The sequence below is a fragment of the Actinoplanes sp. NPDC021490 genome, assembly GCF_055562135.1.
Map to the genome: position 1 here is coordinate 12,841 of NZ_JBVHFW010000001.1, position 24,342 is coordinate 37,182.

A 24,342-nucleotide genomic window follows, 5' to 3' on the forward strand; every position below is an offset into this window, starting at 1 on the left:
TGCCGCGCTGGTCGTTGCCGAGAAGACCCGTGAAGACACACATCAACAACGCCTTCGGCAAGATCGGTGCGCGGAATCGTACGGAGGCGGCAAGCTGTGCGCACCGACAGGGCCTGCCTGAAAGGCACCCCATGGCGACGCGAAAGGGCCGCCCCGCGTGGGACGGCCCTGACGATCGCGGCGGTCAGCAGGAGAGGTTGCCGCCCGGGGTCACACCGAGGATGCCGGTGAACCGGTTGTACGCGTTGATGCGGCTCTGCACCTGGGCGGGGTTGCCGCCGTTGCACTCGAGCGAGCCGTTGATGCTGCGGATGGTCTCGCCGAAGCCGCGGCCGTTGACGATGGCGTCGTGCGGCGTCATCGTGCCCGGGCCCCGCTGCGTCATCCAGTACCAGACCGCGGTCTGGTAGGCGACCGACGCCTCGTTCTTGACCCGGTCCGGGTTGTTGAGCAGGTCGATGCCGAGCGCGTCGCCCGCCGCCTTGTAGTTGAAGTTCCAGCTCAGCTGGATCGGTCCGCGACCGTGGTACGCGCTCTGCCCGGCCGGGCAGCCGTACGACTGGTTCCGGTCACAGTAGAGCGGCCAGTTCGCCTGGTTGATCTCCTCGACGTAGACCAGGCCACCCGACTCGTGGTTGATGTTCGCCAGGAACGCCGCGGCCTCCTGCTTGCGGACCGTGTCGCTGCCGGTCTTGGTGAACGCCGGGAACTTCTTCATGGCGTCGATCAGACCCGCGTACGAGTAGAACGGGATCCGGCTCGGGAACATCTGGTTGAACTGCGCCTCGCTGACCGGGAAGCCGCTGGTGCCACCGCCGTTGCCGGGCGGAGGGGGCGTGGTGCTGCCACCGCCACCGGTGCAGGAGAAGGGCGACCAGTACCAGGTGCTGATGACCGGGTCGTAGCCCGGGTTCGCGTTGGTCGCCTTGTAGTACTGCCCGTTGGTGTAGCGCACGACCGCGCCGGCGTCGTACCACTGGCCGGCCACCCAGTTCGGGTGGTTACAGGTCGTGCCGCCGCCACCGTTACCGGGCGGGGGCGGGGTGGTGCCGCCGCCACAGACACCGTTGTCGGCCCACACGCCGGTGCCGCCGGTGCTGGGCGTCTCGCCCTGGGTCCACCACTTGGCGGTCCAGTTGCGCCCGTTGTGCGACGCACGCGTGCCACCCGTGTAGACGGCCGAGTTGCTGTACGCGGCGACGCAGGCCTCAGCCGCGTTCGACGCTGCCATCGGCAAAATAGCCGCGGCAGCGCCGGCCACGCCGACGCTGACGACGGCCAGAATCGACAGAAGCCGTTTTTTGGACATGAATCACCTTCCGCGCGTCGAGGAGCGCGCTGGAGTGCAGGGAAATTGGGGGCAGAACCGACCCAACTGCACGCACCCATGCCCCGTCAAGCCATCAGTAAAGAAACTTCAATGTTTTTGAGAAGAGTGCAGGCCGAGCCGTACTCACCGTCCAGCGCGGCTGGAGCGGCGGAGGAGACATCACCCCTGAGGGCAAGTAACTGACAACAGCACCCACAGTCTTCAACCGAGGTCACCGTCGCGTGGCGGCTGTGCAGGCGAAGTGGTCGCGAACTTTCGTACGTTCGGGAGCTCGATTGCGGACGTTGGCGAGGTGGCCTTTCTGGTGTCGCGCTCTTCAGCGCATGCGGCATCCGGTGGATACGTGGCTCGGTGCGGAAGTCGAATGAGCGGAAACTGTCATCTTGCCGAGAGGCGTCCGCCAAGGCGGCCAGGCAAACAGGAAGCATGGATGCGCGATCGGTAGTCGTAGGAGTGGACGGGTCGGACGGCGCGGCGGTGGCGGTTCGGTGGGCTGCGCGGCACGCGCGGGATACGGGGCGGCCGCTGCGCCTGGTTTATGCGGCGCGCACGGCCGAACCGGTGGGCGTCAGCGAGCGGGTGCTGAACGCCGCGGTGATGGAAGCTGGTTCGGGGCTCGACTTTTCCGCGTACGAGGTGCCGGGGGACCGGGTGCCGGCGCTGATCGGGGCGTCGAAGGAGTCCAGCCTGCTTGTGCTCGGGGAGAGCAACCGTGGGCGTTTCGCGGCCGGCTCGGTCGCCGTGCGGGTCGTGGCCGAGGCCGCATGCCCGGTGGTGGTCGTGCGCGGCGACACCGACCCGGTCGGCCCGATTGTCGTTGCGGTTGACGGTTCCCGGTCGGGCGAACCGGCGCTGGCCTTCGCCTTCCAGGAGGCCGCCCGCCGCGAATGTGCCCTGTTCGCGGTGCACGCGTGGCAGCAGCCGCTGGTGCCGACGGGCGCGGGGACCCTGGCCACCGCGGCTGCGGGCGCCGCCACCCGGGAGGAGTGGGCGGAAGCGGCCCGGAGTGTGCTGTCCGGCGCACTGGCGCCCTGGCGTTCGACGTTTCCGACGGTGGCCGCGTACGAGCGCGTGGTGGAGGGGCCGGCCGAGTCGGTCGTCACCCAGGAGACGTCCGGCGCCGCACTGGTCGTTGTCGGTTCCCGCGGGCGCGGTCAGCTGGCCGGGCTGCTGCTCGGCTCGACCAGCCAGGCGCTGATCCGTGACTCGGACTGCCCGGTGGCCATCATCCGAGCGTCCGGCGACTGAGAAGGCCGTCCACAGGCGACGGCGTCCCGCGCTGTGAGTCCGTCCGGCAGAAAAACCGGGGTTCGACGCATCCGAACCGGATGTGGCACCGAAGGACTCACGGAACCCCTGCGCGGGAAGGAGGTCGATGAGCTCCGACGACGAGATCGCCGAGCGTTTGCGCGACGGCGACGAGAGAGCTTTGCGCACGGCGTACGAGCGGCACGGCGGCGCTGTGCTGTATCTGGCGCAACGGCTGCTGGGCAACCGGGCCGACGCCGAGGATGTCACGCAGGTGACGTTCGTTGCGGCGTGGACAGGCCGGGACTCGTACGATCCGCAGCGTGGAACGATGCTGGGCTGGCTGCTCGGGATCGCCCGGCGCAAGGCGGTCGACCGGCTGCGGTCGGCGGCGCGTGACGAGCGGGTGGCCGAGTCCGTACGGGCGCAGCTCGCGCTGCCTGACGGACGGGAGAGCCCGGAACGGATCGTCGACCGGCTGGTCGTGGCCGACGAGATGGGCCGGCTGCCCGAGGAGCAACGACGCACCCTCGAGCTGGCGTTCTTCGACGATCTCACCCATCCCCAGATAGCGGCCGTCACCGGGTTGCCCCTCGGTACGGTCAAGAGCCATATCCGGCGTGGAATGGTCAACCTGCGACGTCGTTGGGAGGTGGACGGTGCAGCATCTGGAACCCGATCGGCTGGTCCTTCTCGCGCTCTCTGAGGAACCGGAACAACCCGGCGAGGCAGATCACCTGGCGGGGTGCGCCGGCTGCCGGCGCGACCTCGAATCGTTCCGCCATGTCGCCGACCTGGGCGCCGACGGGCAGGACCTGACCGACCTGGAACCGCCTCCGGAGCACTTGTGGCGGGCGATCTCGTCGGAGATCCGGCCCGCCCCGGCGCGGCGGGACCGGGCGTGGTCGCGTCCTCGCTGGCTCACGCCGGTGCTCGCGGCGGCCGCGGCGGCGGTGCTGGCCGTGGCCGGGACGGTGGCGGTCGACAACTTCACCAAGCGGGACCCGGTCGAACAGGTGGCGGCCCGGGCGACCCTGGCTCCGCTGGCCGCCGTGCCCGCGGACGCGAAGGGGAGCGTACGGGTGCTGGATGACGGTCAGATGCGGCTGGACGTGCGTAATCTGCCGCTGACCACGGGCTTCCACGAGGTGTGGCTGATCGATCCGGACGACCTGACCAAGATGGTGGCCCTGGGCAACCTGACCGACCAGCCGGAAGTCGTGCTGCCGGTTCCGCCCGGCACCGACCTCAACCGCTACCGCCTGGTCGACATCAGCGACGAGCCGCACGACGGCGACTCGGGCCATTCGGGACGCAGCCTGCTGCGGGGGACGCTGACCTACTGATAGCCGGTCAGACGTCTGCGCCGCTTGGCCGCCTCGGCCGAGCGGCGGCGGTGTCCGTTGGCGTCGTCGAGCACCGTGGCCTGCTGTTCGAGATCGGTCAGCAGGTCACGGGCGGTCGCCAGGTCGCGGCGGTCGAGCGCCACATCGGTCGCGCTGCGAAGGGCGAAGTAGCGCGCGTACGGGGAACCGAGCCGGTCGGCGACCTCGAGATATCGGGCCGCGGTGGCGGTGGCGGCCTCGTGGTCGTGGGCGGCTCGCTGAGCGGCGACCAGGGCGTGCAGGGGAAGGCGGAGCGTCTCCTCACCCAGACCTTCGGCTTCCCGTACGGCTGCGGTGGCGTGCCGGACGGCGGTGCGCGGCTGGTGGCGGCTCAGCGCGCAGTTGGCCAGCCCGACGTGCGCCTTGTAGTGGCTCGCGCCGGGGTCGTCGAGGACCGCCCGGAAATGCGGAACCGCGTCGTAGTGCCGCCCGGCGCCGAGAAGGATGTCGCCCAGCCGGTAACGCAGGGTCGCCGGCGTCGTTCCTGGCGCGCCCACGACATAGGCCGCCAGCGCCTCCTCGGCCGCGGTCACCGCCTCGTCCCATTCGGCCAGCTCACGATGGGTGGCCGCGCGCTGGATCAGCAGCCCGCTGCGCCACTCGGGGTGGCCGATCGAGTCGAGGTAGCGGTCGGCCGCGTCGAGCACCGGAAACAGGGACCGCAGCGGCACACCGGCGAAGCGGGCCGACTCGACCCAGTGCATGTGCGCGGTGGCCACCTCCCACGCCTGCCGGGCCGAACCCTGGGCCGCCCGGGCCAGCACGCGCGTGTAGCAGGCCAGGGCTGCGCCGTGATCACCGGCGCCGGCCCTCGCCGCGCCCTCGGCGATCAGGGCGCGTACGTCGGGCTTGGTCCTGGTGCTCACGGTGCCAGTGTGAACCCTCGGAAGGATTAGCCGGTAACGGCAGAACAGGCCGGGTGAACGTCGGAAACAAGTCGTGGGGGGCGGTTCGTCCTGGTTGCCCGGCCGTCGCGGAGGCACGATGCCCGGGGGGTCGCAGAGCGTGACCCGCGGGGAATGGGGGATTGCTGTGACCGAGTACGACGCCGAGCAACTGACGGCCGGTTTCCGTTCCATGACGATGCTGACCGCCCTCGTGCGGCGGGGTGGACGGCCGGCGGCGGTGGCGCCGACCGTCGCGCTGCGGGCGGGCGAGAAGCAGTACGGCTGGCTGCCGGTGACCGTCGACGGCGGCGGGCGGGGCATTGCGGCCGTCACCAACCTGCGTCTCATCATCACCGGACGGGACGAGATTGCGCTCCGGGCGATCACGGCCATCCGGCCGGGCCCGGCGTCGTGGTCGGTCGCGCTCGAGATCCGCGGGCGGGACCAGCCGCTGACGCTGAGCGGGCCGTGGGTGCCGTGGATGAGCGTGGTTCTGTGCGCCGAGCTCTACGGGACCGCGTGGCCGCCCGCGTTCGCCCCGATGACCGCGCTGCCGGCGCCCCGGCGTACGAGGGAAGGGGTGGGTGTGGCCCGAGGTGAATAGACCATGAAAAAGAAATCGGACTCGGTGGACCGGAAGGCCCGGCACTGCGACGCTAAGCACTGTGTATGACTACGACCTGTTGGTGCTGGGCTCCGGGCCCAGCGGTCAGAAGGCCGCCATCGCTGCCTCGAAACTCGGACGCCGGGTCGGCATCGTCGACCGGCGGGACATGATCGGCGGCGTGTGCATCAACACCGGCACCGTGCCGTCCAAGACGCTGCGTGAGGCCGTTCTCTATCTCACCGGCCTGAGCCAGCGTGACCTGTATGGCAGCAGCTACCGGGTCAAGGACGAGATCACCGTGAGCGATCTCGCCGCCCGCACCCAGCACGTGATCAGCCGGCAGACGGACGTCATCCGCAACCAGCTGGCCCGCAACAAGGTCACCATGATCACCGGGACGGGCCGGTTCGCCGACGCCAACTCGGTCTGGATCGATGGCGGCAGCGGCCGGGACACCAAGGTCACCGCCGACAAGATCATTATTGCGGCCGGTACGCGGCCCGCGCGGCCCGACAGCGTCGACTTCGACGACCGGACGATCGTCGACTCCGACGGCGTCATCAACCTGCAGTCCGTGCCGGGCAGCATGGTCGTGGTCGGCGCCGGGGTCATCGGCATGGAGTACGCGTCGATGTTCGCCGCTCTCGGCACCAAGGTGACGGTGGTCGAGCGCCGCGAGAAAATGCTCGACTTCTGCGACGACGAAATTATCGAGTCGTTGAAATACCATCTGCGCGACCTCAGCGTGACGTTCCGTTTCGGCGAAGAGGTGGCCGCGGTCGAGCGTCACCAGACGGCCGCGCTGTGCATTCTCAAGAGCGGCAAGAAGATCGTCGCCGACACGGTGATGTATTCGGCCGGGCGGCAGGGCCAGACCGACGATCTGGCGCTCGAGGCGGCCGGTTTGCAAGCCGACCGGCGCGGCCGCATCGAGGTCGACAGCAATTTCCGTACGTCGGTCGACAACATCTACGCCGTGGGCGATGTGATCGGCTTCCCGGCGCTGGCGTCGACGTCGATGGAGCAGGGACGCCTGGCCGCCCACCACGCGTGCGGCGAACCGGCCCGCGAGATGCACCAGCTGCAGCCGATCGGCATCTACACGATTCCCGAGATCAGCTTCGTCGGAAAGACCGAGGACGAGCTGACCGAGACGGCGACGCCATTCGAGGTGGGCATCGCGCGGTATCGCGAGCTGGCCCGCGGGCAGATCGTCGGGGACTCGTACGGGATGCTCAAGCTGCTGGTCGCCCCGGACAGCGGCAAGCTGCTCGGCGTGCACGTCTTCGGCACGGGCGCGACCGAAATCGTCCACATCGGGCAGGCCGTGATGGGCTGTGGCGGCACGGTCGACTACCTGGTCGACACGGTCTTCAACTATCCGACGCTGTCGGAGGCGTACAAGGTGGCCGCCCTGGACGCCTCGAACAAGATCCGGAACATCACGCGGATCGACGGCTGAGTCTTCGGCGGGCGGGCGGTCTATGCCGCCGGCCCGCCCTTGCTGCCTGATTTTTACGACTTATCGGAATGGTCCCGGAGGGTGCCCGTGAGCGTGCCGTTTTTAGCGCGATCGTGAACGTCAATGTCCTTCGGCTCGCGCGAGTTGAGACGATGATTACCGGGAAATTTTCGTTACGCGCCCGCGATCAACTGTCCGCACTGTGGCGAATCGGCACAAGTGGACCACCCCTCAACGATGAAAATCTGATCTCTTAAGGGGAACCAAAGCCGAGGTGGGAGCGGTCATGAAAAAGAATCAAGTACCCTTCGGCTATGTCATGGATGGCCAGCGCGCGGCACGGCGTGCGGGAGGCGCCTGCCGGTTTGGCGCTCCTTCAAGAGCTGCTGAACACGCGCGTGCCCTTGTCGTACGGCACCGACCTGCTGGTCACGGCCGACGACGCCCAGCCGTGGCTGACCGAGGCGCTCAACACCTGGTCCCTGGTCTCCGGACTCCCCGCTCCGACGCTGCTGATCTCGTCGTCCGACCTGCGCTCGCTGCGCCGGCTCCGGACAACCTTTGAAAACGTGATCCTCGCGGGCGGCAACCGGGGTCCCGACGGTGCCCTGCCGCCGGCCGACGTCCAAGTGAGCCTGGTCCCCGACACCGACGGCTGGGTGCGCATCGTCCCCACCGGCCGCGGCACGCGCTGGCTGGCGTCGGCGCTGTGGGCGGAGGCTCTGCTGGCCCAGCAGGCGGGCATCTGGCCGCGGCTGAAACTGTGCAACAACTTCGATTGCCGGGCCGCGTTCTTCGACACGTCCCGCAACAACAGCGGTGTCTGGCACGACGTGAGCACCTGCGGCAACACTGCCAACTTGCGAGCTTTCCGCGAGCGGCGGCGCTTGATGGGCGGAAGCGGCGCCCTGCCCCCGCGTCCCACCGTGCAGGGCCCGCCAAGCCTCATCTGACCTGGCGTGGTCGCATCCTCGCTGGGCGAGCCGTGTCTGCCGGGCCGTGGCTTGAACTGACTGGGCGAGGCCGGCGCTGATGAGGTCGACCGGGTTGGGCTGGCCAGGTTGGGCCGGGTTGATTGAGGCGTACCAGAGCTGGCCAGGTTGGGCCGGGTTGATTGAGGCCTACCAGAGCTGGCCAGGTTGGGCCGGGGTTGATTGAGGCTGGCCAGGTTGGGCCGGGCTAGTTCGAGCGACCGGGCTGGGCTGGGACAGGTTGGGCCGGTTGAGGCCTGCCTGGGCTGGGCTGTTGGGCCGGAGATGTGAGCCGCTCGGGTGGGAACTCTCGGGGTGGGCCGGGCGACTATTGATGTATGGCTTGTGAGCGGTGGCGCGAGATGCTTTCGGCGCAGCTGGACGGCGAGGATGATCCGGCTGAGCGGGCTGCGGTCGATGCGCATCTGGCGGGATGTGCCGGATGCCAGGAATGGCTGGATCGTGCGGCGGCGGTCAACCGTCTGAGCAGCACGAGCATGGCCACGCCGCCCGATCTCACGGCTGCGATTCTGGCCGCGCTGCCGGGACGAGGCGGTGATCTGGTCGCCGTTCCGCCTTTCGCCGAGGCCGAGGCCGAGGCTCGGGACAAGGGCAGCACGGGCACGGGCACGGGTAACACTGCGCGATGGCGTGTGTGGGGCGAGCGGCTTCGAGCGTTCCCGGTGGCGGCCGTCTTGCTTGTGGCGCTGGCGGCGGTGGGGGCCGTGCAGCTCATTCTGGGACTCGACCAGATCGGCGGGGGCGTGGTGGGGGCCCACGTGCATACCGGACTCGACGCCACGCCGGGGCATCTCTGGCATGAGTCGGCCGCTTGGAACGTGGCCGTCGGCACCGGCTATCTGTTCATCGCGTTGAGGCGTACGCGGCCCTCGGGTCTGGTTCCGATGCTGACGGCCTTTGTCGGGATGCTTCTGCTGCTCTCGGTCAACGACCTCACGGCGGCCCGGGTCGATGCGGCTCGGTTGATCAGCCACGGGTTCGTGATTTTGGGCTATCTGCTGATCGTCGCGCTTTCCCGGATTCCGGGGGGCTTCGTGAGCACGCCGCCCGGTGCGCGGTCGAACGGGGGCACGTGGCGGGCCAGCTTTGCGGGCGGCGACGACGAGGAGGAGCCGGCGGTCGAGACTTTCCGGCCGGGGCTGCGGCTGGTGCCTCGCGGGCCGATGACGGCCGAGCACGACGAGCGCCGGGCGGCTTGATCTGCCGCAGGGGAGCGGTCAGTCCGCAGGGAGCGGCCAGGGCGGGCCGGCGTGGCTGCGTAGGGGCGCACAGAGCGGGAGCGTCAGCGGGCCGGCGGGCGTACGGAGAGTTCGCGCCAGTCGCCGGGGGCGGCGAGCAACGCGCGGACTGTATCCAGGGCGGCCTCTTCGCTGTCGTACTCGAAGAAGTGTGAGACGCCCTCGGCGCCGCCCGCGCGCTGCTCCACGTACCACTGGTCGCCGCTGACCCGCAAGTAGACATCCTTGCGGGCCGTGCGGCCCCACCTGCCGTTCCACCAGTGCTTACGCTGCTCCATCCCGGCAGCGTATCGAACATCTGTTCGAGTATCGCGGACCGGGGATGATCTTTTCCAGAAAAGTCACTGCTGGTGACGCCCCGGAGTTTCGCCATAACCGGGGGTCTGCGACTGCCGGGCGACCAGCGCGTCGCGGATCTGGGTGAGCAGCACGATGTCCTCGGCGGGGGCCTTCGGCGGCGGCTCCTCGCCACGGCGACGACGCTCGGCCAGGATGTTCAGCGGCAGTACGACGAAGAAGTACAGCACCGCGGCGGTGATCAGGAAGGTGATCAGCGAGTTGAGGAACGTGGCGTAGTCGAAGGGGACTTTGTTGACCGAGAAGGTCCCCGCGCCCACGCCGGACCCGCCGCCCATGAGCTGGATCAGCGGCTTGATGAAGCCGTTGGTGAAGCCGGTCACGACCCCGGTGAAGGCGGCGCCGATCACGACGCCGACCGCGAGGTCAACGACGTTGCCCCGCATGATGAAGTCTTTGAAGCCCTGCACAATCTTGCTCACGAAGCTCTCCCGCGCGCCCGAGTAAATCTTTCCGGCCGCAGGTGCCCACGACCGGTCGGCGACAAACTACGCCGATCGGGACGACCCTGGAAAGCTCAGTCGAGTGCCGGCTCCTGGGCGCTGACGGCCTCGTCAACCGTGGGATAGGTGCGCAGCACCTCGACCAGGCCGCTGACCTCGAGGATGCGCAGCACGCCCCGCTGCGGAGCGGCCAGGCGCACCGTGCCGCCGGCGTCGTCGGTGCTGTTCTTGGCCCGGACGAAGACCGAGAGCCCGGTGGAGTCGCAGAACGAGACCTCGGCCAGATCGAAGACCAGCCGGGTGCGTCCCTTCTCCAGCAGGTCACTGATCTGGTCCTGAAGCTGGGGCGCGGTGGCCATGTCCAGCTCGCCCGCGACCGACACGACGACCATGTCGGCGCGCTGTTCCGTTTGTACCGTCAGAGACATTCAGGACCTCCAGTTATGAGCTGAACGGTACTCCAAGACGTCTGCCGCGCGCAGAACGGGGAACCCCCGCGCCGTTATTTGGCTGGCAGCAAGTATTAGACCTGGCGATGGTAAAGTCCCGCCCGTTGCAGGCCGGACACGGGTATGAGGGAGGCAGCGGTGACGCTGAGCTCGGATGAGGCGGCTCGCTTCGCCACACTGCTTGAGGAGCATCAGGAGGCCCTGGTCGCGGCCTGGACCGACCGGGTCGCCGCCTCGTTGCGCGGCCGGTTGAGCCGCGCCGAGTTGCAGAGGCAGACCTCCGAGTTGCGGCGCGGCTTCCAGCAGGCGATGGCCGGCGCCGCCCGCGACCTCGACGCCGAGCCCGCGGGCGAGTTGCGCGCCCAGCTGGCCGACCTCTCGTCGAGCCGCGCCCGGCAGGGCTTCAACGCCAACGAGACGGCCGTCAGCATCTACGCCTTCAAGGACGCGGTGCTGGCGATCCTCGACGGCAGCAGCAACATCGACGTCACCATGCTGCGAGACTACATCGCCTTCTCCTCGTTCGTCGACGAGGCGGCGCTCTTCACGTTCGAGAGCTACGTCCGCGTACGCGAAGAGCTGATCGCCGACCAGGCCGAGCAACTGCTCGAGCTCTCGACCCCGGTCGTCAAGCTCTGGGAGGGCGTGGTCGCCGTACCGCTCGTCGGCACGCTCGACTCGGCCCGGGCCCAGGTCGTCATGGAACGGCTGCTGCAGACGCTGGTCGACACCGGCTCGCCGTACGCGATCATCGACATCACCGGCGTCCCGGCCGTCGACACGCAGGTCGCGCAGCACATCCTCAAGACCGTGGTGGCCGCGCGGCTGATGGGCGCCGACTGCATCATCTCCGGCATCCGCCCGCAGATCGCCCAGACGATCGTCGCGCTCGGCATCGAGTTCGGCGACATCGCGACCAAGTCGTCCCTGGCCGACGCGCTGCGTTACGTCCTCGGCCGGACCGGCCAGGCCCACCCGGGCAAGAAGGGCCGCTGACGTGGAACGGGTTCCGATCCTCAAGATCGGCGGCATCCTCCTCGTCTCCATTCAGATCGACATGGAGGACCAGGTCGCCCTGCAGCTGCAGGAGGACCTGGCCGACCGGATCGTGGCGACCGGCTGCCACGGCGTGATCATCGACATCAGCGCGCTCGACATCGTCGACTCGTTCGTCGGCCGCACCCTGGCCACGATCGCCGGGATCTCGAAGGTGCTCGACGCCGACACGGTCGTCGTCGGCATGCGCCCGGCCGTCGCCATCACGCTCGTCGAGCTCGGGCTGTCGCTGCCCGGCATCCGGACGGCGCTCAACGTCGAGCTGGGCATGGATCTGCTGGCCCGCGAGCGCGGTGACGACGACGAGGAGCGGGACGGCGAGAACGAGGACGATCCCGAGACGCCTGTGGTATTCACGCCGTGAACAACGAGACCCAGCGAATTGAGGTCGTCTCCGACCAGGACGTCGTTCGGGTCCGCCAGCTCGTCCGTACGCTCTCTGTCGCGGTGAAGCTGTCACTCGTCGATCAGACCAAGCTGGTCACCGCGGCCAGTGAACTGGCCCGCAACACGCTGGTCTACGGCGGGGGTGGCGCGGTCGACGTGGCCCCGGTCGACAACGGCCGGCGTAAGGGCATCCGGATTGTTTTCAGTGACCAGGGACCGGGCATCGTCGACCTCGATCTCGCCTTCACCGACGGGTACACCACCGGTGGCGGTCTGGGGCTGGGTCTGAGCGGGGCGCGGCGTCTGGTCGACGAGTTCGACATCGTCACCGCAGTCGGCGAAGGTACGACCATTACCGTGACCAAGTGGTGCCGATGAGCGGAGGCGCAGTGGCGTCGCTACCCGAGGGGCTTCTCGACGGGGGAGTCTGGTTCCGGGTGGAGGCCGCCCCGACCGCCTCCTCCGTGCGCCGGCAGGCCGAGCGCCTGGCCGTCGAGCTGGGCATTCCCGAGCGCCGCATCAACGACCTCTCGATCGTGGCCGCCGAGATCGCCGGAAACCTGGTCAAGCACGCCGACCAGGGCGTCCTTCTGCTCCGTGCGGTCCGCGCGGAGGGCGAGGCCGGGGTCGAGATCGTCGCGCTCGACCGCGGGCCCGGCATGGCCGACCTGGTGCACTCGGTCGGTGACGGGCACTCCACGGCGGGCACCCTCGGCATCGGGCTGGGAGCGATCATCCGGCAGGCCACCTCGTGCGACATCCATTCCGTACCGGGGAAGGGCACTGTTCTCACCGCTCAGGTGTGGCCCGGAGACGCACCCACGGCGCCGTGGGCGGCCGGACTGACCCGTCCGCTGACCGGGGAGCCGGTCAGCGGCGACGCGTACGCCGTCCGGGACGCCGACGGCCGCCGCCAGATGATGATGTGCGACGGGCTGGGTCACGGTGGACTGGCCGCGGCGGCCTCGCACGAGGCGGTCCGCGCGTTCTCCGACGCCCCCGCCGGCCCGCCCGCGGCCGTCCTCGAGATCGTGCACCGCAAGCTCAGCCACACTCGGGGCGCGGCGCTGGCCATCGCCGAACTCGACACCGGCGCCGGCCTCGTCCGGTACGCCGGCCTGGGCAACATCGCCGGCACCGTGCTCGCCGCGGACGGGTCGAGGCGGGGCATGGTGTCGCTGCCCGGCATCGCCGGGCACCAGCGCCGTCAGATCCGGGAGTACGACTACCCCCTGACCCCCGACGCGGTCGTGCTGATGCATTCCGACGGGGTGGCCGACCGGTGGACTCCGGCCGACTATCCGGGCCTGCTCACCCACTCGCCGCTGGTGATCGCGGCGACGGTGCTGCGCGACGCGGGCGTGCGTCGCGACGACGCCGGCGTGCTCGTGGCCCGGTTGCCATGACCGGCCTGGCCGCCGGACCGCAGACGCTGCTGAAGATGCGGCTGCGGGTGGCCCAGGACGTTTTCCTGATCCGCCAGCTGGCCCGCGAGGTGGCTCAGGAGGTCGGCCTCGAGCAGCAGGACCAGACCCGGATCGCGACGGCGCTGAGCGAGGTGAGCCGGCTGGTACTGACCGGGGACGCTGATGCCGATGTGACGTTCACTGTCCGGCTCGAGGGGGTATCCACGTTCCTGCGGGTGTCGGTCGAACACCCGGCGACCGGAGCGGGTCGGCTCCGGGACGGGCTCGCACATGTCGGCCGCCTGGTGGACAAGATGGAGGTCCAGGACGGTGAAAACGGTACGGTCGTGTGGATGGCTCGACGTCTGCCGGCAAGCGCGCCGCGGTTGACCCCGGAACGGCTGGAGGAGATCCGTGCCGGGTTGTCCCGCCATGTGCCGGGAAGTCCGTTGGACGAGCTGAACGTGCAGAATCAGCAGCTCATCGCCGCCTTGGACGAGGTGCGCGCGCAGCGTGACGAGTTGTCCCGGCTCAATGAGGAGCTCGAGGAAACCAACAAGGGCGTCATGGCGCTCTATCACCAGCTCTCCGACGAGCTGGAAGAGACGAACCGCGGCGTGGTCGCGCTCTATGCCGAACTCGACGAGAAGTCCGTGCAGCTGGCCGCGGCCAGCGAGGCCAAGAGCCGGTTCCTGGCCAACGTCAGCCACGAGCTGCGCGCCCCGGTCACCGCGGTCATCGGGCTGAGCCGGCTGCTCGGTGACGATTCCTCCGACCCGCTGACCAGCGAGCAGCGGCGTCAGGTCGATCTGATCCGGGGCTCCGCCAGCGACCTGCTGACCCTGGTCAACGACCTGCTCGACCTGGCCAAGGCCGAGGCGGGCCGGATCGAGCCGAACTGGGAGCAGATCGACCTCAGGGCGATGTTCGGCCAGTTGCGGGGCACGCTCCGGCCGCTGGCCACCCGGCCCGAGGTCGAGTTCACCATCGACGAGCCGGCCGTGCCCACGGTCCGCTCCGACGAGGTGCTGCTGGCCCGGGTGCTGCGCAACCTGCTGACCAACGCGCTCAAGTTCACCGCCGCGGGTCAGGTGCGGCTGACCGTCCGCACGGTGGGCGACGACATCGAGTTCACCGTGGCCGACACCGGCACCGGCATCCCCGACGAGCTGCACGAGCGCATCTTCGAGGAGTTCTACCAGGTGCCCGGGAGCAAGGCGCTCAGCGGCAAGGGCACCGGCCTCGGGCTCCCGTACGCCCGCAGGCTGGCCGGCATCCTGGGCGGCGCGCTGATGGTCGAATCCACGCCCGGGGAGGGCAGTACTTTCACCCTGCGGCTGCCTGCGTCATGAACAAGGGCAGCGTCCTCGTCGTCGACGACAGCGCGACCAAGCGCTACCTGTTGGTCAGCTGGCTCACCCGCGCCGGTTTCACGGTTTGCCAGGCCGAGACCGGCGGCGAGGCGCTGAGCATGCTGCCCGGCTCCGACGTCGAACTGGTGGTGCTCGACGTCAAGCTGCCCGACATGAGCGGCTTCGACGTCTGCGAAAGGATTAAGACCGATCCCGTGTACGGGGCCCTGCCCGTCATTCACGTGTCGGCCCACGCGGTCGACGTCGTCGACCGCACCCAGGGCCTGAACCGCGGCGCCGACGCGTACCTGGTCGAGCCGATCGAACCGGACGAGCTGATCGCCACCGCCCAGGCCGTGCTGCGGTACTACTCGGCCCGGCGGCGCGCCGAGTCGCTGGCCGCCCGGATGGTGCGGCTGGCCGAGGCCACGCTGGCCATCAATACGGCGGCGACCCTGCCCGCCCTGCTCGAGGCGGCCGCGGCGGGCGCGATGCAGATCTTCGGCGAGCCGGTGGTGGTGCTGGCCGAGGGCACGGACGGCGAGGGCATCGCGGTGGCGGGCTCGCCTCCCACCGCACGGGCGTGGACTCTGCCGGAGGACACGGTCGCCGTCGGGTCGGTGGTGCGCAACGACGATGTGACTCACTGGGACATGGTCACGTGGCCCGAGGGGGAGTCGGTGGCGGTGGCCGCCGCCCGGCTGCGCAACGACCGCCCGCCGATCTATGTGGCGGTGCCCGCGAGCAGCCAGAATCCGGGCTTCCCGGTGCTGCGGCAGCTCTCCCAGACCGTGGCCGCCGCGGTCGAGGCGCAGCGGTCGTACGACGAGGAGCACCGGATCGCGGTCACCCTGCAGCGCAGCCTGCTGCAGTCGCGCCTGCCCGACGTGCCCGGCGTCGAACTGGCCATGCGCTACGAGCCGGCCGCCGCGCAGACCGAGGTGGGCGGCGACTTCTACGAGCTCACGATGCTCGACGGCAAGCTGCTGGTGGCCATCGGTGACGTGGCCGGGCACTCCCTGCACGCTGCCACGGTGATGGCCGAGGTCCGGCACGCCGTACGCGCGTACGCCGTCGAAGGCCATCCGCCGGGCACCGTGCTGAAGCTCGTCAACAACTTCATGCGGACCGTGCTGCCCGCCGACTCGGCCACGATCTGCCTGCTCACCCTCGAACCCGGGACGGGCCATGTGCGCATGGCCAGCGCCGGTCATCTGCCGCCGCTGCTGCACACCGATGAGGGAATCCAGTTCGTGGAACCGCACGGGCCGCTTCTCGGCATCAACGCGCCCCGCCCCGACGACCTCGAATTCCTGTTGCCGCCGGGCGGGACGCTCGTGCTCTACACGGACGGCCTGGTCGAGCGGCGCGACGCCGACATCGACGTGGGGCTGGCCGCGCTGGCCGACGCGGCCCGTACGGTCGAGCCGAGCCTGGACGCGTTCTGCCGCCGTCTGATGGTGCAGCTCGGCGGCGCCGGGCAACAGGCGGATGACATCGCCGTGGTCGCCCTGCGCCGCCGATCGGACAATCCTCAGTAGATCCCGGCGTACTGCTGGTATCCGGTGCCGATCTGGCTCCGGTCGCCGAAGGTGGCTTGTCCGGTGCCGAGGCGCCGGAACAGGTTGCCGGCGGTGTCGCGCAGGATGAGGTCGTTGTTGCCGTCCTCGTTGAGGTCACCCGCGCCGACGACGGCGTTGTAGCCGAGCCAGCCGGTGCCGACGACGCGCAGGCCGGACTGGAAGGTGCCGTCGCCGTTGCCCAGCATGGCGTACATGGTGCTGGTCGGGTCGTACTGCAGCATCAGGTCGGGCGGGCCGTCACCGTTGATGTCACCGACCCCGACGAACCGGCTGTAGCCCTTGTAGCCACCTTCGAGCTTCGTGGCCGGGTTCAAGCCGCCCTTCCCGTCCCCGGTGAACAGGAACAGCGCGCCGCTCTCACGGTCACGGGCGATCAGGTCGGACTGGTCGTCGCCGCTGACGTCGCCGGTGTGCACCAGGGCGTCGTAGACGTTCCAGTTGCCGGGGATCAGCACGGACGTGTTGCTTCCGAACGGCGGGTTCTCGCCGCCCAGGTAGGCCCGCAGCGAGCCGTCGGAACGGCGTACGAGAAGGTCGTTCTTGTAGTCCTTGCTGATGTCGCCGAACGGAACCAGCCCGTTGAGCGCGCGCAGCCCGTCATTGAGCGGATCGACCAGCGTGGTGGTGTCGTTGGGGCCGGGCCGGGTGAACTGCCAGACGCCCGTGCCGTCGGCCGCCGTGCTCAGCGAGAACAGCGTCGGCCGGCCGGTGCACTCGTAGCTGTGCAGGTTGGGTGAGCCACCGCAGCCGACGGTGAAGGTCCCGTTGGCGACGGTGGTCGAGACGCCGTCGGCGGTGGCCGTGAGCGTCCAGCGGTACGAGCCCTTGGGGGCCCGCCGGCCGATATTGCCGTCCCACGTCACCGTGGTGGTGACCCGGGCGGCGCCGCCGGTGACCCGGGTGGCCAGGGCGGTGCGCGTCGGGATGATCGTCAGCGTGGTCGCGGTGACCGGACGGCTCAATTGCGCGGTCACCGTGAAGGTGCCGGGCAGGGTGAGCTGCGCGGGGCTCGCCGACGACGTTCCGGCGACCGGGTTGGAGGGCGCGACCCCGGGGTCCACGATGTGCACCGCGTTGTCGGTGTCGACCCAGGCGACGTCGCCGCCGAACTTGTCGACGGCCCAGGTGATGTTGCGGTCGTCGGCGAGGGTGCCGCGGGCGAAGGTGGCCATGGTGACGGCCTCGCCCAGGGTGCCGCCGGTGAGGTCGTAGCGCAGCAGGTCGCCGTTGGTGGCGTGCCGCACCAGGTAGTTGTCTCCGAGCAGATACTGACCGGCGGGCACGGTGATGTTCTTCCGGGCGGCCAGGTCGACTACGCCGGCCGGTCCGTCCGGGCCGCAGCTCCAGAAGAGATGCGTGCCGGTGGCCTGCAGTTCGGTCTTGAGGCAGGCCGAACCGGTGCCGACCGGCTGCGCGCCGCGGACACCGGTCTTCAGGTCGTACGTCTCGACGAGGGCGGTCGAACTCGCCTCGTAGAGGGTGTCGAACCACAGGGCACTGGCGGCCGGGTTGCTGACCGTGCCGACCTTGGTGCCGTCGGTGCGCACCACGTCCCGCGAGCCGTCGTTCAGGAGCAGGCGGTAGTTGGGCGACGCGTCGGCCAGGCGGGCGGTCGGCAGAACCGGTACGGCAGTGGCGGCCGGGTTGGTGGCCCGCAACTGCAGGTCGGTGCCGCGGCTCAGGTAGGCCGAGCCGGCGTTCGACCCGTCGACCATCCGGACGCAGGTGGCGCCGGTCTCGCACGTCACCGGGCTGGTGAGGTCGACCGAGCCGACGGCCGAGCCGGTGCCGGTCGGGGCGGGCACGAGCAGCAGGCCGAAGTTCCGGTACGCGGCCTCCTCGCCCGGGCGGATCCGGGCGGCGGTGTGCCGCAGCGCGCCCGACGACAGCGTGACCCCGGCGTTGACCAGCGGGGTGTTGATCGGCACGACGGCCGACTCGCCCTCGGCGGTCACCTTGCGTACGGCCCAGGCGGCGCTGGTGTCGCCACCGACGACCACGACGCCGTCGGGCGCCTGCACGAGCACCGCGTCGCCGCGGGCCACGACCTCCCTCGGCTCGCCGCCGGCCGCGGTGTGCCGCAGCACGGCCGGGTACGACGCGTCGTCGAGGGGCGCGGTGATGACGTCGGCGCCGGCCAGACCGATGAACTGCACCGGCCGTGACGCCGGGAGGGTGACGGTCTCGGGCTCGCCGGGAGTGCCGGCCAGGACCGCGGCCCGGCGGAAGCTGCGGACCGACGTGCTGGTCACCAGGCCGACCCGGTCGTCGGTGAGCACGACCTTGCCCGCGGCCGGACCGGCGGGCAGCATGGTGACGCGGGCGGACGCGGCGTCGACCAGCCCGTACCGGAAGCCGTCGGGAAAGTTGAACCGCAGCACGGCCGCAGTGGCGTCGGCGGCCATGATCATGGTGGTCAGCGAGACGTCCGGGATGCCGGTGACCGGCGTCGTCGTGTACGAGCCGTCGGCGGCCAACCGGCGCAGCTCGGCGGTGTTGGGGGTGGGATCGCTGTCGACCACCAGCACAGAGTCGCCCACCAGCCGGTCGAGGGCGGCGGTCGGCCCTGAGGGCAGCTCCCGCCACGTCATCGTGCCCAGGTTGAGCGACTGGCGGGTCGTGTCGGTGACCGGGTGGCCGGGCGCCGAGGCGAACAGCATGACCGTGTCGCCGCCGGCCGGGAGGATCGCGCCGACCGGCACGCCGGCCAGCGCCTCGACGACTGTGGTGCGCTGGCCGGCGTACGTCGTCCACAGATAGGGCGAGGTCGAGGTACGCCGGTGCAGCACGCCCGTGGTGCCCGCGAACACCGGGGTGTAGGAGCTGAGGGTGGTGTAGACGGGTGCGGGCACGACCCGCACCTCGGAGGGCCCGGCGGCCGCGTGGGCGACGCCGGGCACGGCCAGTCCGGCGGCGATCAGAGTCGCCACCATTGCTCTTCTCATGACGTCCTTGTGTCAGTAAATACCGGCGTACTGCTGGTATCCGGTGCCGATCTGGGCGCGGTCGCCGAAGGTGGCTTGTCCGGTGCCGAGGCGGCGGAACAGGTTGCCGGCGGTGTCGCGCAGGATGAGGTCGTTCTTGCCGTCCTCGTTGAGGTCGCCCGCGCCGACGACGGCGTTGTAGCCCAGCCACCCGGTCCCGATGACGCGCAGGCCGGACTGGAAGGTGCCGTCGCCGTTGCCCAACATGGCGTACATGGTGCTGGTCGGGTCGTACTGCAGCATCAGGTCGGCCTTGCCGTCGCCGTTGAGGTCGCCGCTGCCGACGAACCGGCTGTAGCCCTTGTAGCCGCCCTCGATCTTGGTAGCGGCGTTGAACCCGCCGGTTCCGTTGCCCCGGAACAGGAACAGCGCGCCGCTGGCCCGGTCGCGGGCGATCAGGTCGGACTGGCCGTCGCCGCTGACGTCACCGGTGTGGATCAGCGCGTCGTAGACGTTCCAGTTGCCCGGGATCGTCGAGGGTGTGCTGCTGCCGAACGGGACCCCACTCCGATAGACCTGGAGCGTGCCGTCGGAACGGCGTACGAGAAGGTCGTTGTTGTAGTCCTTGTTGATGTCACCGAACGGGACCAGCCCGTTGAGCGCGCGCAGGCCGTCGAAGTTGAGGTCGGTCAGCGTGGTGGTGTCGTTGGGGCCGCGCACGGCCGACTTCCAGACCCCGGTGCCGTCGGTGGCGTTGTTCAGCGCGAACAGGGTCGGCTGCCCCGAGCACTCGTAGCCGTGCAGCACCGGCCGGCCGCCGCAGCCGACGGTGAACTCCTTGGTGGCGAGAGTGGTCGACACGCCGTCGGCCGAGGCCGCCAGCGACCACCGGTACAAGCCCCGGGTGGCCCGGTCGCCGTTGAACACGCCGTCCCACGCGGTGGTGGAGGTGACCCGTGCGGCGCCGCCGGTGGCCCGTACGGTCTGCCCGGTGCGCACCTGGGTGATGGTCAGCGTGGTGCTGTCGACCGGACGCGTGAGCTCGGCCCGGACCGCGAAGTCGCCGCCCGGGTATTCGAGCAGGGCCGGGGCCGAACTCGACACCGCGACCGGGTTGGAGGGCGCGACCCCGGGGTCCACGATGTGCACCGCGTTGTCGGTGTCGACCCAGGCGACGTCGCCGCCGAACTTGTCGACGGCCCAGGTGATGTTGCGGTCGTCGGCGAGGGTGCCGCGGGCGAAGGTGGCCATGGTGACGGCCTCGCCCAGGGTGCCACCGGTGAGGTCGTAGCGCAGCAGGTCGCCGTTGGTGGCGTGCCGCACCAGGTAGTTGTCGCCGAGCAGATATTGACCGGCGGGCACCGCGATGGTCTTGCGGGCCGCGATCTCGACGACGCCGGCCGGGCCCTGCGGGCCGCAACTCCAGTACAGGTGCTTGCCGGTCGCCTGCACCTCGGTCGGCGTGCAGGTCGAACCGGTGGCGAGGGCCGGGCCGGACGCGGTCTCGGTCGGCACGTGCCAGGGCAGCAGGGACGCGCCCTCCTGGGCCCGCCACAGCGTGTCGAACCACAGGGCGCCGGCGGCCGGGCCGGGCACGCCGACGCCGCCGACCGTGGTGAAGTAGGTCAGACCGCCCGGGTATTGGAGAAGCCGGTAACGGGGCGAGGCGTCGAGCACCTTGGCCGTCGCCGGGACGTCGAGGACGCGCTGGGCCGTGTCGGTCGACCGGAGCACCGTCGAGGCGCCGTCGCGGCCCAGATAGGCCGGGCCCTGGTTGGTGCCGTCGACCATCCGGACACAGGTGGCCCCGGTCTCGCAGGGCACCGGGCTGACCAGGGGAAGATCGGCCACGACGGGCGAACCGGTGCCGTCCGCGCCCGGTCCGACCTGCTGGGAGTAGAGGCGGTAGTCGTCCGCCTGGCCGGGCCAGCCGACCGCCGCGGCATGCCGCAGAACGCCGGTCGAGAGCGTGACACCCGCGTTGACCAGCGGGGTCGTCAACGGCAGAACGGCCGACGCGCCGGTGGCGGTCGCCTTGCGCACCGACCAGTCGCCGACGCCGGTGCCGCCGACGAAGAAGACGCCGTCGGGACCCTGAAGGATTCCGCGGCTGGAAAGCGCCGCGACCGTCGTCGGCTCGCCGCCCGGCGAGTAACGCAGTACGGGCAGGCGAGGGCCTTCGGTGGTCACCGACGAGGCGATGACGTCCTCGCCGGCCAGACCGATGTTCTGCAGCGGGATGGCGGTGGGGAACGTGACGACGTCGGGCTCGGCCGCGGTGCCGTCGAGCACCTCGGAGCGTACGAAGATCTGGACCCGGGTCGGGTTGACCAGGGCGATCCGGTCGTCGGTGATGAGGGCCAGGGTGGCCGCGGGCACCACAGGCAGCAGCGCGACCCGGCCGGAGACGGCGTCGAGCAGCCCGTAACGCAGGCCGCTGGGAATGCCGAAGCGCAGGACCGCGCCGGTGCCGTCGCTCTCCTCGATGTGGATCGTCGTGGTGCCGGCCGGGACACCGGTGATCGGCGTGCCCACCCACGTGCCGCTCGCGTTGCGCCGGCGAAGCTCGGCCGTGGACGGCGTGCCGGGCTGGATCGCCAGCACCGCGTCGCCGATCAGCCGGTTGAAGGCGGCGCTGGCACCGGCCGGGAGTTCCCGCCACGTCATCGTGCCCAGGTCGAGCGACTGCTTGGTCGTGTCGTTGACCGGGTGGCCCGGCGCCGAGGCGAACAGCATGACGGTGTCGCCGCCGGCCGGGAGGATGTAGGAGGACCCTACGCCGATCAGCGCGTCGACGACCGTGGTGTGCCGGTCGGCATACCTCGTCCACAGCATCGGAGAGGTCCCCGTACGACGGTGCAGGAAGCCGGTCTTGCCCGCGAACACCGGCGTATCGGTGGCGAAGGTCGAATAGGTGGGCGCGGGCACGACCCGCACCTCGGACGGAGCCGCGGCGGCCTGCGCCTCGGCCGCGAAGGCGACTGAGCCGGCGGCTGTCAGAACGACACCGGAGAGAATTGCCGTCAAGGGACGGCGAGAAGCTTTGAACATCGAGGACCCCCGTATTGGTCAGCCGGATCGTAGACATTCACCGTTGCCTTTTCAACAGCGAAGTCAGCGGCCGTTTACGGGGGCCCGGCCGCGGGTCAGGCGAGTTTCAGCACGTCCAATGCCCAGGCGAGTACGAACGCCTCCTCGCGCCAGGCGTCGTAGCGCCCACTGGGACCGGAGTGGCCGGCCCCCATCTCGGTCTTGAGCAGGTAATCACCGCCGGGGGCGACGGCCCGCAGCCGGGCCACCCACTTGGCCGGCTCGTGATAGAGCACGCGGGTGTCGTTCAGGCCGGCCATGACGAGCAGTCGCGGATAATTCAGCTTCGCGACATTCTCGTACGGGCTGTAGCCCTTCATGTAGGCGTAGATCTCGTCCGATTCGATCGGGTTGCCCCACTCCTCCCACTCTGTGACCGTGAGCGGGAGCGACGGGTCGAGAATGGACGTGAGCGGGTCGACGAACGGCACCTCGGCGACGATCCCGGCGAACGCCTCGGGCGCCAGGTTGGCGATCGCGCCCATCAGCAGGCCGCCGGCCGACGCGCCCCGGGCCACCAGCAGCTCCGGCGACGTCCAGCCGTCGCGGCTCAGCGACTGGGCGCACGCCACGAAGTCGGTGAACGTGTTGCGCTTGGTCAGGGTCTTGCCCTGCTCGTACCACCGGCGGCCCATCTCGCCGCCGCCGCGGATGTGCGCGATGGCGTAGACGACGCCGCGGTCGAGCAGCGACAGGCGGGCGATCGAGAAGTACGGGTCGATGCTGGTCTCGTACGACCCGTAGCCGTACAGCATCATCGGGGCCGGGCCGCGCTCGTGCACGCCCTTGCGCGCGACGATCGAGATCGGCACCCGGGTGCCGTCCGGGGCGGTCGCCCACTCGCGGAACTGCTCGTAGTCGTCGGGGTTGTAGCCGCCCAGCACCGGCTTCTGCTTGCGCAGCACCATCGAGCGGGTGGTCAGATCGACGTCGAACACCGAACCCGGCGTGATCATCGACGTGTATCCGATGCGGACGGTCGCGGTGTCGTACTCCGGGTTGCCGCCCAGGCCCACCGCGTACAGGGGCTCGGGGAACTCCATCTCGTACGAGTCGGTGCTGCCGTCGGTGATCACTCGGAGCCCGGTCAGGCCGTCGCGGCGCTGCGAGATCACGATGTGCCGGGCGAACGCGTCGACCGACTCGATGCGGGTGCCGGGCTCGTGCGGGATCATCTCGATCCAGTCGCCCGGAGCGTCGGCCGACGTCCAGGCCACCGCGAAGTCCTCGGCGTCGCGATTGTGCAGGATCAGGAAGCGGTGGCCGTGGTGCTCGATCGAATATTCCACGCCCTGTACGCGCGGGGCGATCACGGCCGGCTCGGAGGCGGGCGCGTCGGCGGGCAGGACGCGGACCTCGGAGGTGATCTTGCTGCCGGATTCGATGATGATGAACTTGTCGCTGCGGGTGAGGCCGACGCCGACCCAGAAGCGCTCGTCCGGCTCCTCGTAGACCAGCACATCCTCGCTCTGCGGGCGGCCGACCGTGTGGCGCCAGACGCGGTGCGGGCGCCAGGCCTCGTCGACGGTGATGTAGAACAGGGAGCTGCCGTCGGCGGACCAGGCCGACCCGTACGACGTGTCGGGTACCTCGTCGGGGAACAACTCGCCCGTACGCAGGTCCTTGATCCGCAGGGTGAAGCGCTCGTCGCCGCTGAAGTCGGTCGAATAGGCCAGCAGGTTGCCGTCGACGCTCACGTCGAACGCGCCCAGGGCGAAGAACTCGCTGTCGCCGGCGACCTCGTTCTCGTCGAGCAGCACCTGCTCGCCGGGCTGGTCGGTGGTGGACGGCGGGTCGGCCTCGCCCGGCTGCACGGGGACCCGGCAGTGGATGGCGTACTGCTTGCCCTCGACCGTGCGCAGGTAATACCAGTAATCACCCTTGCGTGACGGGACGCTGAGGTCGGTCTCGAGGGTGCGGCCCTTGATCTCGTCGAAGATCTTGCCGCGCAGGCCGGCCAGGTGGGCCGTCGCCTTCTCGGTCCACGCGTTCTCCGCCTCGAGGTAGGCCGTGGTGCGCGGATCCTTCTTGTCGGCCAGCCACGAGTATTCGTCGGTCACGGTGTCGCCGTGGAAGGTGCGCTCGCTGGGCACCTGGGCGGCCGAGGGCGGGCTGTCCGGAGTCTGGATCGTCACCCGCCCTAGGT

At 69.9% G+C, this 24,342-nt stretch carries 21 protein-coding genes; 13 read left to right on the forward strand and 8 right to left on the reverse strand.

From position 1 onward, the window contains the following. Positions 1–184 precede the first annotated feature (184 nt). Entirely contained in the window at positions 185–1,309 is a 1,125-nt protein-coding gene (locus ACZ3I4_RS00075) for a glycoside hydrolase family 19 protein (protein WP_465379615.1), read from the reverse strand. A 447-nt stretch (positions 1,310–1,756) separates the two neighbouring features. On the opposite strand from ACZ3I4_RS00075, the gene ACZ3I4_RS00080 reads away from it, so the two are divergent. The 3 genes from ACZ3I4_RS00080 to ACZ3I4_RS00090 all read left to right on the forward strand — a co-directional run bounded on the left by ACZ3I4_RS00080 (position 1,757) and on the right by ACZ3I4_RS00090 (position 3,924). Beyond that, positions 1,757–2,578, forward strand: coding sequence for a universal stress protein (locus ACZ3I4_RS00080; RefSeq protein WP_465379616.1), 822 nt, complete (start codon positions 1,757–1,759; stop codon positions 2,576–2,578). 127 nt (positions 2,579–2,705) lie between these two features. Then, positions 2,706–3,284 carry an RNA polymerase sigma factor gene (locus ACZ3I4_RS00085; RefSeq protein ID WP_465379617.1) on the forward strand — a complete coding sequence of 193 codons (579 nt, stop codon included), beginning with the start codon at positions 2,706–2,708 and terminating at the stop codon, positions 3,282–3,284. Beyond that, on the forward strand, positions 3,238–3,924 hold the full coding sequence (locus tag ACZ3I4_RS00090; RefSeq protein WP_465379618.1) for an anti-sigma factor: 687 nt from the start codon (positions 3,238–3,240) through the stop codon (positions 3,922–3,924). The genes ACZ3I4_RS00085 and ACZ3I4_RS00090 overlap by 47 nt, the downstream gene beginning before the upstream one ends. Here ACZ3I4_RS00090 and ACZ3I4_RS00095 read toward each other — a convergent pair. After that, complete coding sequence (locus ACZ3I4_RS00095; protein WP_465379619.1) at positions 3,918–4,829, reverse strand: tetratricopeptide repeat protein; 912 nt, start codon at positions 4,827–4,829, stop codon at positions 3,918–3,920. The genes ACZ3I4_RS00090 and ACZ3I4_RS00095 overlap by 7 nt on opposite strands. Before the next feature lie 166 nt (positions 4,830–4,995). Between ACZ3I4_RS00095 and ACZ3I4_RS00100 the strand changes: the two genes are divergently transcribed. From ACZ3I4_RS00100 to ACZ3I4_RS00115, 4 genes are all read left to right on the forward strand, one after another. Then, positions 4,996–5,454: a hypothetical protein gene (locus ACZ3I4_RS00100; protein ID WP_465379620.1), complete on the forward strand. Its 459-nt coding sequence runs from the start codon at positions 4,996–4,998 to the stop codon at positions 5,452–5,454. A 61-nt stretch (positions 5,455–5,515) separates the two neighbouring features. Continuing rightward, on the forward strand, positions 5,516–6,919 hold the full coding sequence (gene sthA, locus ACZ3I4_RS00105) for a Si-specific NAD(P)(+) transhydrogenase (protein WP_465379621.1): 1,404 nt from the start codon (positions 5,516–5,518) through the stop codon (positions 6,917–6,919). A 314-nt stretch (positions 6,920–7,233) separates the two neighbouring features. Continuing rightward, positions 7,234–7,872, forward strand: a complete 639-nt coding sequence (locus ACZ3I4_RS00110; RefSeq protein WP_465379622.1) for a CGNR zinc finger domain-containing protein — start codon at positions 7,234–7,236, stop codon at positions 7,870–7,872. A 356-nt stretch (positions 7,873–8,228) separates the two neighbouring features. Next, positions 8,229–9,110 (forward strand): zf-HC2 domain-containing protein, encoded by an 882-nt coding sequence (locus ACZ3I4_RS00115; RefSeq protein ID WP_465379623.1) that lies wholly within the window; start codon positions 8,229–8,231, stop codon positions 9,108–9,110. Between the two features lie 83 nt (positions 9,111–9,193). On the opposite strand, the gene ACZ3I4_RS00120 is transcribed toward ACZ3I4_RS00115, so the two are convergent. The 3 genes from ACZ3I4_RS00120 to ACZ3I4_RS00130 form a co-directional block, all read right to left on the reverse strand. Continuing rightward, complete coding sequence (locus tag ACZ3I4_RS00120) at positions 9,194–9,427, reverse strand: hypothetical protein (protein ID WP_465379624.1); 234 nt, start codon at positions 9,425–9,427, stop codon at positions 9,194–9,196. Between the two features lie 63 nt (positions 9,428–9,490). Continuing rightward, complete coding sequence (gene mscL / locus ACZ3I4_RS00125) at positions 9,491–9,919, reverse strand: large conductance mechanosensitive channel protein MscL (RefSeq protein WP_465380427.1); 429 nt, start codon at positions 9,917–9,919, stop codon at positions 9,491–9,493. Between the two features lie 104 nt (positions 9,920–10,023). Next, positions 10,024–10,377, reverse strand: coding sequence for an STAS domain-containing protein (locus ACZ3I4_RS00130; RefSeq protein ID WP_202997596.1), 354 nt, complete (start codon positions 10,375–10,377; stop codon positions 10,024–10,026). A 159-nt stretch (positions 10,378–10,536) separates the two neighbouring features. Between ACZ3I4_RS00130 and ACZ3I4_RS00135 the strand changes: the two genes are divergently transcribed. Genes ACZ3I4_RS00135 through ACZ3I4_RS00160 form a run of 6 tightly spaced genes read left to right on the forward strand, consistent with a single transcriptional unit; the run spans position 10,537 to position 16,140 of the window. Then, positions 10,537–11,394 carry an STAS domain-containing protein gene (locus ACZ3I4_RS00135; protein WP_465379625.1) on the forward strand — a complete coding sequence of 286 codons (858 nt, stop codon included), beginning with the start codon at positions 10,537–10,539 and terminating at the stop codon, positions 11,392–11,394. 1 nt (position 11,395) lies between these two features. Beyond that, a complete protein-coding gene (locus tag ACZ3I4_RS00140; RefSeq protein ID WP_465379626.1) occupies positions 11,396–11,818 on the forward strand; it encodes an STAS domain-containing protein in 423 nt (140 codons plus the stop codon). Next, positions 11,815–12,219 (forward strand): ATP-binding protein, encoded by a 405-nt coding sequence (locus ACZ3I4_RS00145; protein WP_465379627.1) that lies wholly within the window; start codon positions 11,815–11,817, stop codon positions 12,217–12,219. The genes ACZ3I4_RS00140 and ACZ3I4_RS00145 overlap by 4 nt, the downstream gene beginning before the upstream one ends. Next, on the forward strand, positions 12,216–13,247 hold the full coding sequence (locus tag ACZ3I4_RS00150; RefSeq protein WP_465379628.1) for an ATP-binding SpoIIE family protein phosphatase: 1,032 nt from the start codon (positions 12,216–12,218) through the stop codon (positions 13,245–13,247). The genes ACZ3I4_RS00145 and ACZ3I4_RS00150 overlap by 4 nt, the downstream gene beginning before the upstream one ends. Further along, complete coding sequence (locus tag ACZ3I4_RS00155; RefSeq protein WP_465379629.1) at positions 13,244–14,599, forward strand: ATP-binding protein; 1,356 nt, start codon at positions 13,244–13,246, stop codon at positions 14,597–14,599. The genes ACZ3I4_RS00150 and ACZ3I4_RS00155 overlap by 4 nt, the downstream gene beginning before the upstream one ends. Further along, a complete protein-coding gene (locus ACZ3I4_RS00160) occupies positions 14,596–16,140 on the forward strand; it encodes a SpoIIE family protein phosphatase (RefSeq protein ID WP_465379630.1) in 1,545 nt (514 codons plus the stop codon). The genes ACZ3I4_RS00155 and ACZ3I4_RS00160 overlap by 4 nt, the downstream gene beginning before the upstream one ends. Here the strand turns inward: ACZ3I4_RS00160 and ACZ3I4_RS00165 are convergent. The 3 genes from ACZ3I4_RS00165 to ACZ3I4_RS00175 form a co-directional block, all read right to left on the reverse strand. After that, on the reverse strand, positions 16,134–19,115 hold the full coding sequence (locus ACZ3I4_RS00165) for an FG-GAP-like repeat-containing protein (protein WP_465379631.1): 2,982 nt from the start codon (positions 19,113–19,115) through the stop codon (positions 16,134–16,136). The genes ACZ3I4_RS00160 and ACZ3I4_RS00165 overlap by 7 nt on opposite strands. A 24-nt stretch (positions 19,116–19,139) precedes the next feature. After that, a complete protein-coding gene (locus ACZ3I4_RS00170) occupies positions 19,140–22,157 on the reverse strand; it encodes an FG-GAP repeat domain-containing protein (protein ID WP_465379632.1) in 3,018 nt (1,005 codons plus the stop codon). A gap of 95 nt (positions 22,158–22,252) precedes the next feature. Beyond that, positions 22,253–24,331 carry a S9 family peptidase gene (locus ACZ3I4_RS00175; RefSeq protein WP_465379633.1) on the reverse strand — a complete coding sequence of 693 codons (2,079 nt, stop codon included), beginning with the start codon at positions 24,329–24,331 and terminating at the stop codon, positions 22,253–22,255. Between the last annotated feature and the right edge of the window lie 11 nt (positions 24,332–24,342).